The organism is Mycobacterium basiliense (assembly GCF_900292015.1).
Lineage (GTDB): Bacteria > Actinomycetota > Actinomycetes > Mycobacteriales > Mycobacteriaceae > Mycobacterium > Mycobacterium basiliense.
The window spans coordinates 2,658,789-2,674,511 of the sequence record NZ_LR130759.1 but is presented as its reverse complement, the minus strand read 5'-3'; the positions used below and the strand labels follow the sequence as shown (position 1 = coordinate 2,674,511).

Annotated in this window: 16 protein-coding genes, 1 tRNA gene and 1 pseudogene; 6 read left to right on the top strand and 12 right to left on the bottom strand. The window is 64.3% G+C overall.

All coding sequences use genetic code 11. From position 1 onward, the window contains the following. The first annotated feature begins 59 nt into the window (after window positions 1–59). The 5 genes from MB901379_RS11410 (at window position 60) to MB901379_RS11385 (ending at window position 5,973) form a co-directional block, all read left to right on the top strand. Entirely contained in the window at window positions 60–2,588 is a 2,529-nt protein-coding gene (locus MB901379_RS11410) for a glycogen/starch/alpha-glucan phosphorylase (RefSeq protein ID WP_158016795.1), read from the top strand. A 42-nt stretch (window positions 2,589–2,630) separates the two neighbouring features. Then, window positions 2,631–3,647, top strand: a complete 1,017-nt coding sequence (locus MB901379_RS11405; RefSeq protein ID WP_158016794.1) for a TIGR03617 family F420-dependent LLM class oxidoreductase — start codon at window positions 2,631–2,633, stop codon at window positions 3,645–3,647. A gap of 63 nt (window positions 3,648–3,710) precedes the next feature. Beyond that, window positions 3,711–4,448, top strand: a complete 738-nt coding sequence (locus tag MB901379_RS11400; RefSeq protein ID WP_232022111.1) for a glycoside hydrolase — start codon at window positions 3,711–3,713, stop codon at window positions 4,446–4,448. An 82-nt stretch (window positions 4,449–4,530) separates the two neighbouring features. Beyond that, complete coding sequence (locus MB901379_RS11395) at window positions 4,531–5,070, top strand: GNAT family N-acetyltransferase (RefSeq protein WP_232022048.1); 540 nt, start codon at window positions 4,531–4,533, stop codon at window positions 5,068–5,070. Window positions 5,071–5,553: 483 nt separating this feature from the next. Beyond that, on the top strand, window positions 5,554–5,973 hold the full coding sequence (locus MB901379_RS11385) for a hypothetical protein (RefSeq protein ID WP_232022047.1): 420 nt from the start codon (window positions 5,554–5,556) through the stop codon (window positions 5,971–5,973). Between the two features lie 50 nt (window positions 5,974–6,023). On the opposite strand, the gene MB901379_RS11380 is transcribed toward MB901379_RS11385, so the two are convergent. From MB901379_RS11380 to MB901379_RS25010, 3 genes and pseudogenes are all read right to left on the bottom strand, one after another. Further along, window positions 6,024–7,217, bottom strand: a complete 1,194-nt coding sequence (locus tag MB901379_RS11380; RefSeq protein ID WP_158016792.1) for an aldose epimerase family protein — start codon at window positions 7,215–7,217, stop codon at window positions 6,024–6,026. Between the two features lie 154 nt (window positions 7,218–7,371). Then, window positions 7,372–7,590, bottom strand: a complete 219-nt coding sequence (locus MB901379_RS24575) for an Lrp/AsnC ligand binding domain-containing protein (RefSeq protein ID WP_232022110.1) — start codon at window positions 7,588–7,590, stop codon at window positions 7,372–7,374. A gap of 78 nt (window positions 7,591–7,668) precedes the next feature. Next, window positions 7,669–7,797: pseudogene (locus MB901379_RS25010) on the bottom strand (AsnC family protein); the annotation flags it as partial. A gap of 70 nt (window positions 7,798–7,867) precedes the next feature. Between MB901379_RS25010 and MB901379_RS11370 the strand changes: the two are divergent. Then, on the top strand, window positions 7,868–8,500 hold the full coding sequence (locus MB901379_RS11370) for a LysE family transporter (RefSeq protein WP_158016790.1): 633 nt from the start codon (window positions 7,868–7,870) through the stop codon (window positions 8,498–8,500). A 249-nt stretch (window positions 8,501–8,749) separates the two neighbouring features. On the opposite strand, the gene MB901379_RS11365 is transcribed toward MB901379_RS11370, so the two are convergent. The 9 genes from MB901379_RS11365 to MB901379_RS11325 form a co-directional block, all read right to left on the bottom strand. Next, the gene (locus tag MB901379_RS11365) at window positions 8,750–10,312 is read right to left on the bottom strand and encodes an IS481 family transposase (RefSeq protein WP_158019109.1); all 1,563 of its coding nucleotides are present in this window, start codon (window positions 10,310–10,312) and stop codon (window positions 8,750–8,752) included. A 266-nt stretch (window positions 10,313–10,578) separates the two neighbouring features. Continuing rightward, window positions 10,579–10,652: transfer RNA gene (locus tag MB901379_RS11360), tRNA-Pro, on the bottom strand. A gap of 70 nt (window positions 10,653–10,722) precedes the next feature. Next, window positions 10,723–11,187, bottom strand: a complete 465-nt coding sequence (locus tag MB901379_RS11355) for a lipocalin-like domain-containing protein (protein ID WP_158016789.1) — start codon at window positions 11,185–11,187, stop codon at window positions 10,723–10,725. A gap of 12 nt (window positions 11,188–11,199) precedes the next feature. Then, a complete protein-coding gene (locus MB901379_RS11350) occupies window positions 11,200–11,973 on the bottom strand; it encodes an IclR family transcriptional regulator (RefSeq protein WP_158016788.1) in 774 nt (257 codons plus the stop codon). A gap of 13 nt (window positions 11,974–11,986) precedes the next feature. Continuing rightward, on the bottom strand, window positions 11,987–12,805 hold the full coding sequence (locus tag MB901379_RS11345; RefSeq protein ID WP_158016787.1) for a BKACE family enzyme: 819 nt from the start codon (window positions 12,803–12,805) through the stop codon (window positions 11,987–11,989). After that, the gene (locus MB901379_RS11340) at window positions 12,802–13,152 is read right to left on the bottom strand and encodes a beta-D-galactosidase (protein ID WP_158016786.1); all 351 of its coding nucleotides are present in this window, start codon (window positions 13,150–13,152) and stop codon (window positions 12,802–12,804) included. Before MB901379_RS11340 ends, MB901379_RS11345 begins: the two co-directional genes overlap by 4 nt. Further along, complete coding sequence (locus tag MB901379_RS11335) at window positions 13,152–13,976, bottom strand: cyclase family protein (RefSeq protein WP_158016785.1); 825 nt, start codon at window positions 13,974–13,976, stop codon at window positions 13,152–13,154. The genes MB901379_RS11340 and MB901379_RS11335 overlap by 1 nt, the downstream gene beginning before the upstream one ends. Before the next feature lie 2 nt (window positions 13,977–13,978). Beyond that, entirely contained in the window at window positions 13,979–14,893 is a 915-nt protein-coding gene (locus MB901379_RS11330) for a 3-hydroxyacyl-CoA dehydrogenase family protein (protein WP_158016784.1), read from the bottom strand. After that, a complete protein-coding gene (locus MB901379_RS11325) occupies window positions 14,887–15,690 on the bottom strand; it encodes an SDR family NAD(P)-dependent oxidoreductase (protein WP_158016783.1) in 804 nt (267 codons plus the stop codon). Before MB901379_RS11325 ends, MB901379_RS11330 begins: the two co-directional genes overlap by 7 nt. Window positions 15,691–15,723 lie beyond the last annotated feature (33 nt).

The following is a 15,723-nucleotide window of genomic DNA, read 5'->3' as shown; positions in this document are numbered from 1 at the left end:
ATCTGCGATGCCATACTCGCACCCACCAGGCGCCCGGACACAGGTGGAGAAGCGCGAACATGAGCGATGTCATTCAGAATTCGGCCCAATCACCCGCTGCGACTTCGGCCGTCGACGCGACACCAGCCAGCGTCGAGGACGTCCGCACCGGCATGAGCTCTGAGGCCCTGCGCCAGGCGATCGAGGACCACCTGCGCTACACGCTCGGCCGTCCGGCGGCCCTGCTGGAGCCGAAGCACTACTATCGCGCGCTGGCCCTCGCCGTGCGTGACCGCATGCAACAGCGGTGGATGCAGACCACCCAGACCTATCTCGATCTTTCCCGCAAGGTGGCCTGCTATTTGTCGGCAGAGTTCCTGCTGGGCCCGCACCTGGGCAACAACTTGCTCAACCTGCAGATCGAGGAGCAGGCCCGCACCGCGCTGGGCGCTCTGGGTCAAGACCTCGACGAGGTGCTGTCGTGTGAGGAGGAGCCGGGTTTGGGCAATGGCGGTCTGGGCCGGTTGGCCGCCTGCTATCTAGATTCGCTGGCCACCCTGCAGCGACCCGCCATCGGCTATGGCATCCGCTACGAGTTCGGCATCTTCGACCAGGAAATCCGCGACGGCTGGCAGCTGGAGAAGACCGACAACTGGCTGGCCGACGGGAATCCCTGGGAGATCGCCAAGCCCGAATTGAACTATCGGGTCGGCTGGGGTGGCCACACCGAGTCGTATGTCGACGAGCGGGGTTGGTACCGGGTGCGGTGGATTCCGCAGCGCTCCGCCAAAGGGGTGTACTACGGCACCCCGATCCAGGGCTACGGTGTGAACACCTGCAACACGCTGACGCTATGGAGTGCGCGGGCCATCCAGTCGCTGGCCCTGGAGGCCTTCAACGCCGGCGAGTACTACCGGGCGGTGGACGACCAGGTGGTGTCGGAGACCCTGACCAAGGTGCTCTACCCCAACGACGAGCCCGAGATCGGCAAGCAACTCCGGCTGGCGCAGCAGTATTTCTTCGTGTCCTGCTCGCTGCAGGACATCCTGCGCCTGCTCGAGGATTTCGCCCGTCTGCCTGTGCGGGAACTCCCGAATCGGGTGGCGATCCAACTCAACGACACCCACCCATCCATCGCCGTCGCCGAACTCATGCGGCTGCTGGTCGACGAACGCGACCTAGGCTGGGACGAGGCGTGGCGGATCACGGTGGCGACGCTTGGCTATACCAACCACACGCTGCTGCCCGAAGCGCTGGAAACCTGGCCGCTATCCATGTTCGCGCGGTTCCTACCCCGGCATTTGGAAATCATCTACGAGATCAACCGCCGTTTCCTCGACGAGGTACGCGCCCGCTTCCCCGGCGACGAGCAGCGAGCCCAACGGATGTCGCTGATCAGTGAGGACGGCGACCGCAGCATCCGCATGGCCCATCTGGCCACCGTCGGCAGCCATGCCATCAACGGCGTCGCGGCCCTACACTCGGAGCTGCTGAAAACTACTGTGCTCAAAGACTTCTACGAGATGTGGCCGGAGCGGTTCAGCAACAAGACCAACGGGGTGACGCCGCGCCGCTTCGTCGCCCTGGCCAATCCCGGCCTGCGCGGTTTGCTCGACGAGGCTCTCGACCCCGGATGGTTGACCGATTTGGCGCGACTGAGCGAACTGGCACCCCTGGCCGATGACCCGGGGTTGCAACAACGCTGGCGAGCCATCAAGCGGCAGAACAAGGCGCGACTGTCGGACTATGTGCGCGGCCACACCGGTATCGCCCTGGATCCGGACTGGCTCTTCGACATCCAAGCCAAACGCATACACGAGTACAAACGCCAGCACCTCAACGTGCTGCACATCGTCACCGCCTACCTTCGGCTCAAACGCCAGCCGGATCTCGAAATCGCACCGCGCGCCTATATTTTCGGCGGCAAGGCGGCACCCGGCTACCAGATGGCCAAACTCATCATCAAACTGATCAACGCCGTCGCGGAAACAATCAACGCCGACCCGGACGTCAACGACCGCATGCGGGTCGCGTTCATCCCGAACTTCAACGTGCAAAACGCGCAATTGATCTATCCAGCAGCCGATCTCTCCGAGCAGATCTCGACGGCGGGCAAAGAAGCCTCCGGTACCGGGAACATGAAATTCATGATGAACGGCGCGCTGACCATCGGAACCCTCGACGGGGCCAATGTCGAGATGCGCGAGCAGGTCGGAGCGGAGAATTTCTTCCTGTTCGGGCTCACCGTTGAGGAGGTGCACCGTGTGCTCAATCAGGGGTATCGGCCGAGCAGTTTCATCGCGAAAAACGACGAGCTGGCAGCGGTTCTCGAGCTGATCGGCGGGGGCCGGTTCGCACCCGGCGACACCGGGTTGTTTGCTCCGCTGATCGCCAATTTGACCGACCGCGATCCATTTCTGGTCATCGCTGACTATGCCGACTACCTGCACGCGCAGCAGCAGGTCAACACCAGCTGGCAAAGCACCGAAGCCTGGACCCGCAAGTCGATCCTCAACACCGCGCACAGCGGCAAGTTCTCCTCGGACCGCGCGATCGCCGAATACTGCGACGACATCTGGAACATCGCGCCGGTCACGATTTCTGCTTGACTGCCGATAGGCGGCGCCGCCGCGGCGATGTACCGTTCGACCGTGCAGGTCGATGTCATGACTATTCCCCAGCCGCTCGCGCAGGTCGGCGAGGTCGCCAAGCTCACCCAGGCCTCGGGGTTCGACGGTCTGCTGTTCACCGAGACGGGTCGCACCGCCTATCTCAGCGCCGCCGTGGCCGCTCAGGTAGCGCCCGGTCTGCAGCTTTCGACCGGTGTTGCGGTCGCCTTTCCGCGCAGCCCGTTTGTCACCGCAGCCACGACGTGGGAACTGCAAGAGGCCACCAACGGCAACTTCCGCCTGGGCCTCGGAACGCAGGTGCGCAAGCATGTCGAACAGCGCTACGGGGCGGCCTTTAGTCGTCCCGGTCCACGGTTGCGTGACTACGTGCTGGCCGTAAAGGCGTGCTTCGCCGCGTTTCGAACCGGGACTCTCGACTACCACGGCGCGTTTTATGACCTGGACTTCATTACTCCGCAGTGGAACCCGGGCCCGATCGAGGCCCCCGATCCCAAAGTCGACATCGCCGCGGTCAACCCGTGGATGCTGCGCATGGCGGGCGAAGTTGCCGACGGGGTGCACATCCATCCGCTCGGCGAGCCGGGATATCTTGCCCGCCATGTCGCGCCGAATGTCGCAGCGGGGGCGACCAAGTCGGGACGCTCACCATCCGAGGTGGCGGTGATCGTGCCGGTCATGACGATCGTGGGCGACAGCGAAGAAGAGCGCCGCAACGAGCGTGAGTACGTGCGGGCCAGCCTCAGCTTCTACGGCAGCACACCCAACTACGCGTTCATCATGGACGAGGCAGGGTTCGAGGGGACAACCGCCCGGATCCGCGAGAAGCAGAAGGCGGGCGACTTCACGGGCATGACGGCCCAGATCACCGACGAGCACATTGCCGCCTTCGCCACCGAGGCGACCTGGGACGGCTTGGCAGACGCGCTGCTGGCCAAGTACGAAGGAAGCGCGACGCGCATCGTGTTGTACAACGCGATCGGCGACCCGCAGCGCTTTGCGCGATATGGTGAGGTCGCACAACGCATTTCGGCCCGCTAGCCGGTAGCTGGGATAACGTTCACCCGTGGCGCCCGACAGCCGTTGGCGGAATGTGCCGCCAAGATCGCCACTTCTGTCGCATTCGACACTAGAGTGCTGTCCGTGGGTACAAAGTTGTTAGCCAACGGCCGAGGCCGCTGGTTGGCAATCGTGACCTCGCTGGTGGTGGCCGGCGGCATGTTCTACGCCCAAAACGCCGAGCATCGATGTTGCACCCCGACCCCGTCGCCGTCGCCGACGCCGGGCCCCGTGGTGGCCGCACCGGCACCGCCCAACACCCCGCAGGTGGCCAGTCCGGCCGAGGCGCAGTCCCTGCAGGCCTTGGCGGCAGCGGTGGCCGACACCCCGGTGACGGCCCAGCAATTCCAAGTCGCGCTGCCCGCCGGCATCGCACCGGAGAACGGGCTGCAGGTCAAGACCATCTGGGCCGCCCGCGCGATCAGCGTGCTGTTTCCCGAAATCACCACGATCGGCGGCTATCGCCAGGATGCGCTGCCGTGGCACCCCAATGGGCTGGCCATCGACGTGATGATCCCGAACTTTCACACCCTTGAAGGGATCGCACTCGGCAACCAAATCGCCGGGTATGCCTTGGCGAATGCGAAGCGATGGGGTGTGCTGCATGTGATCTGGCGACAGAAGTTGTACCCGGGCATTGGTGCGCCGAGCTGGACCGCCGACTACGGCTCGGAAACCCTCAACCACTACGACCACGTTCATATCGCCACCAACGGCGGTGGTTATCCGACCGGGAAAGAAACATATTTCATCGGATCGATGAATCCCGCACCGTCGCAGTGACCCCGGCGTCGCTCGGCGACCCACCATCACTTTCGGAGACCGCATTAACCATCCGGTGCCGGAAAAATGGAACACTACAGGCATGACAGCAGGCCCCAGCATGGTGCGTTCGGCGACTCCGGATGATGCCGCCGCGTGTATTGCGATATACCGCCCCTACGTGGAGGACACGGCAATCAGCTTCGAAACCGAAGTTCCGAGCGTGTCCCAGATGGCAGCGCGTATTGCCTCGGCCCGCGAGTCCCACGAGTGGCTCGTCCTCGAGGTCGCCGATCAGGTCATCGGCTATGCCTACGCGCACATATTCAATCCGCGAGCCGCCTACCAATGGTCGACCGAAACCAGCATCTACGTCGCCAACACTCACCGTGGCACCGGCGGCGGGCGCAAACTCTACGCACAACTGCTGCACCGACTCACCGAGCGCGGCTACCGCCGCGCCTTCGCCGGCATCACCCAACCCAACGAAGCCAGCAACGCGCTTCATCGATCCTTCGGCTTTCAGGACACGGGCCTCTACCGCCGCGTCGGTTGGAAACACCACCGTTGGCACGACGTGGCGTGGATGCAACTCGATCTGGCTCCCAGTGAGCAGGACCGCCCGCCGACGCCAATCACCTAGTCCAGCACGGGTGGGCGGGGTGCGCCTTGAGGTACCAAGCCACCCGAGGAGATCCTTGCCGGGCTCCCGGCAATTCGAGAAGCTGGATCAGGCTGACGGGCCAGGCCGGCGCGGTCCCACGAGAATTGCACACCTGTCAACAACGCAGCGGAGGCAAGGCTATGGGTACGCCCCCATTCATGGTGTTCGACAGCGCGCCCGACGCGTGTGCACCGTATAGCCATGCTGTCGAAAGCGACGGCTGGTTATGGATCACCGGTCAGATGCCCAACTACCCCAACGACCACACAAAGCCGCTCCCTGCGGGGATCGAGGCCCAGACCCGAAACGTGTCGCAACCGCGGTGGTGGTGCGTAAGGTACGCCCCGAACATGTCGAGGCCTATCGAGCTTGGCAATCTGAAATAGACGCCGCAACCAGCGAGAGTCCCGGGTTCATCGGAACCGAGACGATTCCCCCGGTACCGAATGTCCATACGACTGCGTGACCATCTTTCGATTCGATTCCACCGAGAACCTGTCGTGTTGGATGCAGTCCGAACGACGCCGCGAGTTGATCGCACGTGGCGAGCGCCCGCTGCAGGCTCCGCCGACGAACACACCATGGTCGGTGGCCGACCGACCGTCCACACGGTCACCGTTGTCGCCTACGCGACTCGCCGCGGAAAAGGCCATCGAGGCCGCGGCGCGGTCGTTCGACGGCGTCACCGGCTACGAACTTCTCCAACCAGCTCACGACGGGGGCGAGTGGACGAGTCTGTATCGGTTCACCGGGCCGCGTCGCTACGCCGATGAGTGGCTCACAGTTTCTGGCTCAATCCCGGTGTGCCGACTCGGATCACCATTCGAGGAGCCGTCCTGGTCGTCGTGCTCTACGTCGGTGCTGCTTGGCTTTGGGCGCTGATAACGCTTTGAACGCCGGGCTCCGGTCATGGGTCGCGCCCTGGCCGGCGCCTATTCGGTGCCGAAGGCAAAAACCGTTGTCGAATCGTAGGTCTGGTCCGGGTTGAGCATGGTGCTCGGGAAGTTGGGGTGATTCGGCGAATCCGGGTAATGCTGGGTCTCCAGCGTAAATCCTGCACCCTGCCGGTAGATATGCCCGCTGGTCCCCGTGAACGTCCCGTCGATGAAGTTGGACGTGTAGAACTGCACACCGGGTTCGGTCGTCAAAACAGTCATGGTGCGCCCCGTCTGCGGATCCTGGGCCCTGGCCGCCTCCACCAGCCCGGTGTTGTTGCCACGGTTGATCACCCAGTTGTGGTCATAACCGTGGCCCAGTAGCAACTGTGGATCATTCGCGGTGATTTGCGCGCCGATGGCGGTCGGTGAGGTGAAATCGAATGGTGTGCCCAGCACCGGGCTGATCTGACCGGTCGGAATCATTGTGGGGTCGATTGGCGTGTAATGGTCGGCATCGATAGTTATCTTCTGGTCGTAGATGTCGAGCGTGCCCTCTCCCGCCAGGTTGAAGTAGCTGTGATTGGTCAGGTTGATCACGGTGGGCGCATCGGTGGTCGCGTGGTAGTCGATGCGCAGTCGGTTCTTCTGGTCCAGGGTGTAGGTGACGGTCGTCGTCAGCGTCCCAGGAAACCCCATTTCGCCTGCAGGACTAACGTATTGGAGTTTCACAGCCACGCCGTTGTTACCGTTGTCCTGACTGGCCTGCCACACCTTGGTATCGAATCCGGCGGTACCGCCGTGCAGGCTGTTGCCGTTGTTGTTGATGGGCAGGTGATACTCGTCGCCGTTCAAAGAAAATGCTCCCTTGGCGATCCGGTTACCGTACCGGCCGATGATCGCACCGAAATACGTCTTGGCGGATCCGGTGTTGTCCAGGTAGCCGGCCAGGTTCGGAAAGCCCAGCACCACGTTATCGACCTGCCCGGTGCGATCGGGGACCTCGATCGATTGAATGATGCCACCGTAGTTCAGGATTCGTACCCGCATGCCGTGCCCGCTGGTCAGCGTATAGCGATTGACCGGGCGTCCATCCACCCGACCGAATGGCTCGCTGGTGATCGCCGGCGGCACAGCGGATATCGACTCAGCGCCGCCGTTAGAGGTGGGGTTCGTTGTGGTGTTACTACATGCCGCCAAGCCCGCTACGCCGACGGTTGAGATCAGTTGACGTAAGCGTTTGCCGCCCATGGGCGCTCCTCGCACTCGATGACCGTAATCATGGTGCCGGTCGCGATACCGACTCTCAAGGGGTGAGACTTCCCGGGCGAGTTGTTGGCACACACCATGCGTCCAGCGCCGCAGGCCGGCACCGTCAACCTTCGGCGGCTGTCGTAGCTCGACGTTAGCGCGAGGACCTAAGTGCGATGCGTGTTTGGGTTTGAGCCGCCCCTGCAGTGGCTTTGAGCGTGCGAAGCAGGCGGTCTAGGTCCGCGGTGTCACGGACCCGGATGTGAAGGAGGTAGTCATAGGGACCGGTTACGTGCACGGCATCGTTGATCGCGGCGTCCTTGGTCGCCCACGCGAGGAATTCGTGCCCATCCTGATCGGGTCGAAGACGCACGTCCACGAATGCCTCGATGCCCCCGCCGGGGACGTTTTCTGCGGCAAGAACTGCGCGGTAGCCGATGATGACGCCGGCCGTCTCCAGTTTCCGGATCCGGGCTCCGACAGCGTTCGTACTCAGCCCGATGGTGCGTCCAAGAGCGCTGAAAGATGCTCTGCCGTCCGTCGCCAAAATGGCGATAATTTCACTGTCGATAGCATCCATACCGAGAATCTACTTGCTGCGCTGAGATATTTGTCGTCGGCGGGGAAAACTAGCGCGACAGTGGGTAGCTATGACAACTGTTGTGGAGATTGCATCAGCGTTAGGGGTCGGAATAGCTGCCGGGCTTGGGGTCGCCGTGCCATTGGGTGCGATCGGCGTGCTGCTCCTACGCGAGGGCGTTGAGCAAGGCGTTCGTCGCGCTATTCCGGCGGCAATCGCAGTGTCGTGTGTCGACGTGATGTATTGCGCCGCAGCAATTCTTGTTGGGACCGTCGCGGCGCCGACGGTCAATCAGTTGGGTGCCTGGCCCAAGGTCATCGGCGCAGTACTCCTGCTTATCGTCGCTGCGGTGGGGATAGCGTGCGGGTTACGTCGGTCTGAGCAGCCAACGGAGCCTTCGCGACCATCGCTGAGTAGCAGCCGATTCGGGCTCTTTTTTGGTCTGACCGCGATGAACCCCGCCACGCTGGTCTACTTCACCGCCGTAGCTGCGACGCTGGCGCACTCGTTGCATTCCACTACGGCAATCGCCGTTACTGCCGGGGTGGGGCTGGCGTCGTTACTGTGGCAGTCGTTGCTGGTGTGGGCCGGTGCATTGCTTGGGAGTCGTGCCACTGCCTATACCCGCCGCTTCACCGTCCTTGTCGGCAACGTCGTCGTCGCCGCTTTCGGGGCGGTCATGCTCGTGTCCGCGACGCTGTAATGTATCGCCTGCCGGCCGTGGCACCGACAAGGCGCAGGCCGAAACCGAACGAGGAATTGTCAAAAACCCGGGGTGCCTTTTCGCCGAGCGTGACGTCAGTGCGAAAAAACCGCCGAAATCTCGCAGTGAGTTCACGCTCGGTGTGTCAAGTTTCGGTACCCGCTTGACGAACGAGTTCCGGTAGGTGCTTTACAGGGCTTGCGCCTTGGTGGTTAAGGGCGTTTCCCGCGTCGGTGCGGTGGGCGCCGGTCAAGGGGCCGGGGTCAAGGCTCGGCCCTCGGGCCGACCGCGCAGCGGCGTGGCCTTGACCCCGGGACCGTCCGGCGCATCCTGGCGCGGCTTGCGGGGACGACCATGCGGGGTGGCGAAGGCGCCGTGTTGCTTGGCCCGGTCATGGCGGATCGCGTGCGTGCGCACAATCGTGCTCTGGTGGCTGATCTGCACCGAGCCGGCCACGATCGACACCTCGACTTGCTTTTTGCGCCATGGCCTTCCGGCCCGATACATGGTCCCGGCGAAAGATACATCTCCGTTGTTGTCGACGACCCTGGTCACCACGATCCCGCTCGTCACCGGCCGAGCCGTCCGCCGGCCCTGACGCGGCGGGCGCGGTGTGCTGTCGGCAGCCTTGCGCTGCGCGTGCGAGGCGACCAGCACGTCGCGGTGATAGATCTGCACCAAGTTGTCGGCCACCACGGCCTGCACCGGCTCACCGGCCAACACGATGGGCACCCGATACCGAAACCCCGCCAACCGGATCGCCCCGTGTTGATCCACCCACCGCTGCACACCGGCACTGCGCAGATCCGCACGCAGGGATGCGGCGCGCCACTGCCCATTGGTCGCGACCGCCGCAACGGGCTTCACGACCACGAGTTCGGGACCAGTAGCGAATGCGAACCGCTGCGCCGGTGGTCGCATTCCCAGCGACTGATGCGGGCGCTCGGTGTTGTAATAGCCCACCCACCGATCCAAGGCTGCCTGCAGCTCGGCGATGGTGGCGAACACCCGATCGGCGTCGGTGAAGAATTCCCCACGCATCGTCTTATGAAGGCGCTCAACCTTTCCCGTTGTGGTGGGCGAGCGCGGCGCGGTCAACACATGCCGGATCCCGTTCTCCACGCAGACCCGATCAAACAACACCTCCGACGACGAACCGCCCGGGCCGAACCGCCCCGTGAACACCTTCCCGTTGTCGGTCAAAATCTGCTCGGGTACACCATGGCGGGCCAGGGCACCCAGCAGCGCCTCACAGACCGGCTGCGCCGTGGCGCGCGCGACAACCTTCGCCGACACCACAAACCGGGAGTTGTCATCGATACCGGTCACCACCTTTACCTCCACCCCGTCACGCAGATGGACCCCGCCCACCACGTCCATCTGCCACAACTCCATCGGTCGGCCCCGCTCCCACCGCTTGTAATCACCACGCCGCCGACGACGCTTGGCCGGGTCAATGCGCCCGTTGCGTACCAACGCCCGATACACACTCGAGCGCCCTGGTACCGGCGCCACACCCTCGCGACCGAGCTCGTAGACGATGCGGGTAGGACCCCAACGCGGATGGGCGTCACGTAAAACCAACACCCGTGCCTCCACCGCGGCCGCCATCTGATGCGGACACCCATGCGGACGCGACGACCGATCCTTCAGATTCAGCACCGCCCCATCGCGCGCATACCGCCGCAGCCAGGTGTGCACCGTCTGCCGCGACACCCCATAGCGGCGGGCAACAGCGCTGATCACAGCCCCATCCAAGACCTCAAGCACCGCCCGATAACGCATCTCGGACACCCGCAACTCCCGCAACATGCCGGCCCCTTCCGCAGTCCACACACGACCACGAAAGAAGCCATAACCCACCAGCCGCAACCAACCGGGTGTAAAGCACCTACCGGAACCGTTGTCGCGGACCTACCGAAACCGCGTCCCAGAACCGTCAAGCACCAACCGGAACCACAATGTCAAGCATGAGCCGGAATCGCACACATCGCACACACGGGGGCGGTTCGAACAGCGCAGAACAAAGCGGCTCCGGATTTCTCCGAAACCGCCTCGGAAACCGCCTCTGACCTCTGTCGGGCTGACAGGATTTGAACCTGCGACCACTTGACCCCCAGTCAAGTGCGCTACCAAACTGCGCCACAGCCCGGTGCCACCGATGAGTCCACCGACGGCAGGTCGAAAGCCTACCTCAGCCCCGGGCCAAGCTCGCCAAAGGCCTAGCCGACCTGCCCGACGCGCCCGGCCCGCGCCCACACCAGCGACGAGCACACCGTGCGCCCGTCGGGCAGGGCCAACTCGGACGACAGGGTCAACCGATCGCCGTCGAGGTCGCTATGCCGCAGATGCAACCGGCCCAGGTAGTTGGGTATCAGGGACAGTTTCGCCTCATGCCGGATATCGCCGGTCGCCTCATCGACGAAATAACGTCCGCTGTAGGCCAGGTATCCCAGCGCGGCAGCGGCGGCCTGCTCGGGGGTGCCCCCGCTGGCAACCGGGCGGTCGTAGTCGGGCCGTCCGGATGACTGGATCTGCGCCGACATGTAGCCGTCGGGGGTGTACATGATCAGGCCCTGGGCATCTTCGCCGTGCGGGTAGCGGATCGGCCCATCGGGGCCTTCGCGCTCCACATAAGACACCAGCTCCCAGGCTCCAACCAACTTGTCGCGCAACGCTGCTGTCATGGGAACTCCTCCTCATGCCGTGGTTTTAAACCAGGCGTTGACTTTGTCCACCCAGGCCAGCAGCGCCTGGGTCAGCTCTTGTTCGCGGCCATAGAACCGCTGAGCGGGCACCGGCACGCTGACGGCCACCAGCTGATCGGTCACCGCCGGCACTACCGTCCCGATCGCGCAGATGCCGTTGGTTTGCTCCTCCCGGTCGTAGGCCACCCCTTCGGCCACGATGCGCCGCAGCTCCTCTCGGAGGGCCGCCCGATCGGTAAGGGTGTGGGCGGTCAGCGGCATCAGCCGGGTCGGCAGCGCCTGAGCTTGCCGCTCGGGCGGTAGCGACGCCAGCAGTGCCTTGCCGTTGGCGCAGCAGTACAGCGGAAACGACTCCCCCACCGAACTCACCGCCCGCAACCGACGCGGCGGAACGACCTGATCGATGAAGTTAGCTCGGTCCCCGTCCAGGATGGACAGGTCGACGGTCTCGTCCAGCTGACGCGACAGCTCGGTCAGGAAGGGGTGCAGATCCGCCACCACGCCGTGCTGCACGGTGCTGGCCATGCGCGCTATCTCCGGCCCCAGTCGGTAAGGCCCCCGCGCACCGCGCGAGCCCACCAGGCCCTCGTCTTCGAGTGCGTTGAGGATCCGGCTCACCGTGGACCGGGCCATGCCCACTCGCTCGCCGATCTCGGCTTGGCTAAGACCGCCGGGGTGCGCTTGCAGCACCCGCAGGATCTCGGCCGCGCGGGCGATCACCTGGATTCCGCCGCGGGCGTCGGGTGCCTCACTGTTTGCGCTCATCGGGGAATTCCTCTCACGACCTAGCGGGCAGACTCAGCAGTGCCTCGGTTTCCTCCGCCGACGCCACCGGCAAGTCCAGGGCCTCGACAATGCGCACCGTGCGCGCCTCCAGCGCCGGATTGCTCGGCGCCAACTCACCCTTACGCAGATACAAGGTGTCCTCCAGACCCACACGTGCATTACCGCCCAGGGCCAGACCCATCGCGGTCAGTTCCACGTTGGACCGGCCGACCGCGATGACTTGCCAGCTCGCCCCGGACGGCAGCCGGCGCACCATCGTGAGCAGATTATCGGCGGTGGCGGCCATGCCACCCCGCACCCCGAGCACGATGCTGAACTGCAACGGCTCGGCCAGCAGGCCCTCGTCCCGCGGCCCCAGACACGCCTCCAGGTGCCCGGTGTCATAGATTTCCAACTCCGGCTTGATGTCCAGTTCGAGCATCCGCGCCGCGAGTCGCCGGACACCATCGGGAGGATTGCGGAACTCGCCGTCCCCAAAACTCATCGAGCAGGGGTTGAGCGTAGCCATCGGCGGCCGTAGCTCCACCAACTTTTCGCGGTCCTCGAACGGCACCGCCAACCCGACCCCGGTCGATAGCTGGATCAGGATCGGGCAGCGCTCACCGATCAGGTCCATGGTCTGACGCGCGATCGCGAGATCTGCTGTAGGCCTCTCGTTTTCATCTCGCAGATGGATATGGGCCACCGCGGCACCAGCGTGGTAGGCCTGCTCGACCGCAATCGCGATCTCCTGCGGAGAGGTTGGCAACGACGGATTGTCGGCTTTGGTCGCGATGGGGCCGGTGGGCGCGACCGTGATCACCACGCTCATGACGCCCTCCACTCGGGATGGGCGATGGTGACCAGCAGCAACGCATCCCGGTCCGAGCGGTTGTGGATCGATCGAACTTCACCTTTGGCGAAATGCACGCTGTCTAGGCGCCCCAACACCGTCTCGGAATCGGCGGTGGCGATGATCAACTCGCCGTCGAGCACGACATAGACGGTCTCTTCACGTGTGGCCGTCCACTCGGCCTCCGCGCCCGGGCGATAGCGCGAGACTCCGACCCAGAATCGCTCGGTGTGCCCGGCCTCGTGCCCCTGCAGCCGCACCGTGTCCACATCGTGGTGCGCCGCGGCCACATACGTTGGGGCCTGCGACGCTCGGGTCACGTTCATCAGGACCCCGTCTCGATCCGGTAGCTCCCGGTGGGATCGACCATCGCCACCAACCGCACAATGCAGCCGTCACCACCCACCCAGCGCCAGGGGAACGCGGCGAAGGTGACCCGCTTGCCGGTGACCTTGTCCACGTCGCCACCGATATTTTCGAAGCCATAGATACCATTGGACAGGATTTCGCGGTGGCATGGCTCCCACTCGGGGAAGTCGTCGAGCACCTTGCGGCCGGTCTCCTGCTCGTATTCGCGTACCGCCCAGGGCAATAGACCGCCCTGGGATTCGGCGGGGCCGTGGGGTGCGATCGCCGTAGCCAGCGGGTGATCCAGGGCCTGGGTATCGGTGCCCACCGCCTTGACGCCCTTGGCGGCAAACCACTCCCCGGCCTCTTTGTAGAAGCCCGGCGAATAGGCGTAGTACTCGGCACTGTCGGCGTATTTGTGATGCCAGCCGGTGTTGACGATGACGATGTCGCCCGCTCGGATCCGCGGCGTGGCCCGCTGCAGATCCTCGGCGGTGACGACGCCCCACTTGCTCTTCGGGATCGAAACGACCACGCCGGTGCCGAAAAAGGCGCTCAGCGGGATCTCGTCGAGAAACGGAGTTCCTTCGACGACGTGCGCCGGCGCGTCAATGTGGGTGCCGGAATGCATGACGGTGGTGATCTTTTGGGTGAGCACTCGGCTTTTGGCCATACCGTGCAATCGCTCGATCTTGACATCTTCGAAGTACGGCCACGCCGGCACTCCGTGCCCCCACGGATGCGACAGGTCATAGAACTCCAACTTTGACTCGGCGTCGCCGAGGGGCCAGCTGAACGCCATCGCTAAAACGTCCTTTCTCGTGTGAGCTGTGCACTGATGTGCTCGGCAAGCCGCGCCGCAGTGCGTTCCCGAGCACCCGCAGGCCATGCAAGAAAGCCGCGTCCCGTGCGTGCCCCAAGTCGCCCTTCGGCAACCAGCGTGCGCAGCAGTGGGCTGGCATACGGGTCGCTGTTGAGGCTGGGGATCACCGCATCGTGGATGGCCAAGGTGAGATCCAAGCCGATGTAGTCGGCGTTTTCCAAGGGACCCAGCGCCGCCAACCGCAGTCCAATGGTGTTGCGTACCACCAGATCCACCGTTTCGGCATCACACACCCCCTCGTCGACGAGTGCGATCGCCTCCCGCCACAACGCGTGCTGGAGCCGATTCCCGATGAATCCGGGGAGATCGCGTTCAACGCGCACGGGCAACTTCCCGGCTTCGGTGAGCAGCGCGATCACGCGATCGGCCGTTTCCGGTGCGGTGCGGGCGCTGGGTATCACCTCGACGATCGGGATGAGATCTGGCGGGTTCCAGAAGTGCGTCCCGATCGCGCGGCTGCCGTCGTCGACCCGCTCCGTGACGGCACGAATCGGCAACACCGAGGTGTTGGTCGCCAGCACGGCAGCAGGTGCGAGATCGGCTAGTTGCGCGAAGAGTTCCTGCTTGATGGCAAGGTCTTCGATGATCGCCTCGACGACCAGGTCGGCGTTGCGCACCGCAGCGGCCAAGTCGCCGGTTGCGCTTACAGACCCGTGTTCGGCACCCGTGACTTGGCCGGCCTCGGCGGCCGCGATGGCAAGGATTTCGGTCTTGGTGTCGGTGACGACGACATCGAGCCCAGCCGAGGCCAATACGCCGGCGATGCGGCGGCCCATCAGACCGGCACCGACGATCGCGGCACGCGAAAACCCGTGGCCGGGTGGCTGAGTCAGCATGCCGTATACCCCCCGTCCAGATACATCACCTGGCCGGTGAAAAAGCTGGATGCATCGCTGAGTAGATAGACCAGCGCGCCGAGGAAATCCTCCGGTTCAGCGAAGCGGCCCAGCGGGATCCGGGCGAACATCGCTTCTCTGGTCGTCCGGCCCTTTTCGTTGTCGGCGTACATCCACTCGGTCAGCTCGGAGCGGAAAACCGTAGGGGCAATTGCATTTACTCGGATACCGTGGGCGCCCCATTCCGCGGCCAGCGACTTGGCGAGCAGGTCGGTGCCTGCTTTGGACGGGCAGTAGGCGCTGTATCCGGCGGCGCTACCGAGCGCCCCGCGAACCGAGGACACCAGCACGATGCTGCCGCCGTCGCCTTGTTCGAGCAGCACCCGTCCGGCTGCCTGACAGACCAGCCAGGCCCCGCGGACATTGGCGTTCATCACCTTGTCGAAGTCGTCCACGCTCATCTCGGTGATGGACTCGACATGGTTCATGCCTGAGGCCACCAACACCCCGTCTAGACGGCCATGGCGGCTGACTGCGGCCTCGACCATGGCCTGCGCGTCCTCCGGTGTCGCGGGCCGGCGTGCGACCACTGCGACGTCGTCCAGGCCGGCGTCATTGATCAGCTCGGCCAGGCCGGCCACGTTGCCACCAGCCAGGGTCAACCGGGCACCGCCCTCGGCGAGTGCGCGAGCGGCGACGCTGCCCAGGGCACCGGTCGCCCCGGTGATCAATATCGATTTGTCCTGCACGCTGAACCGCGTCGCTGCCTGGTTGGTCGCCTGGTGCATGGCCCTCATGGTGCACCTTCCTTACTCCCACAATACGGGTGA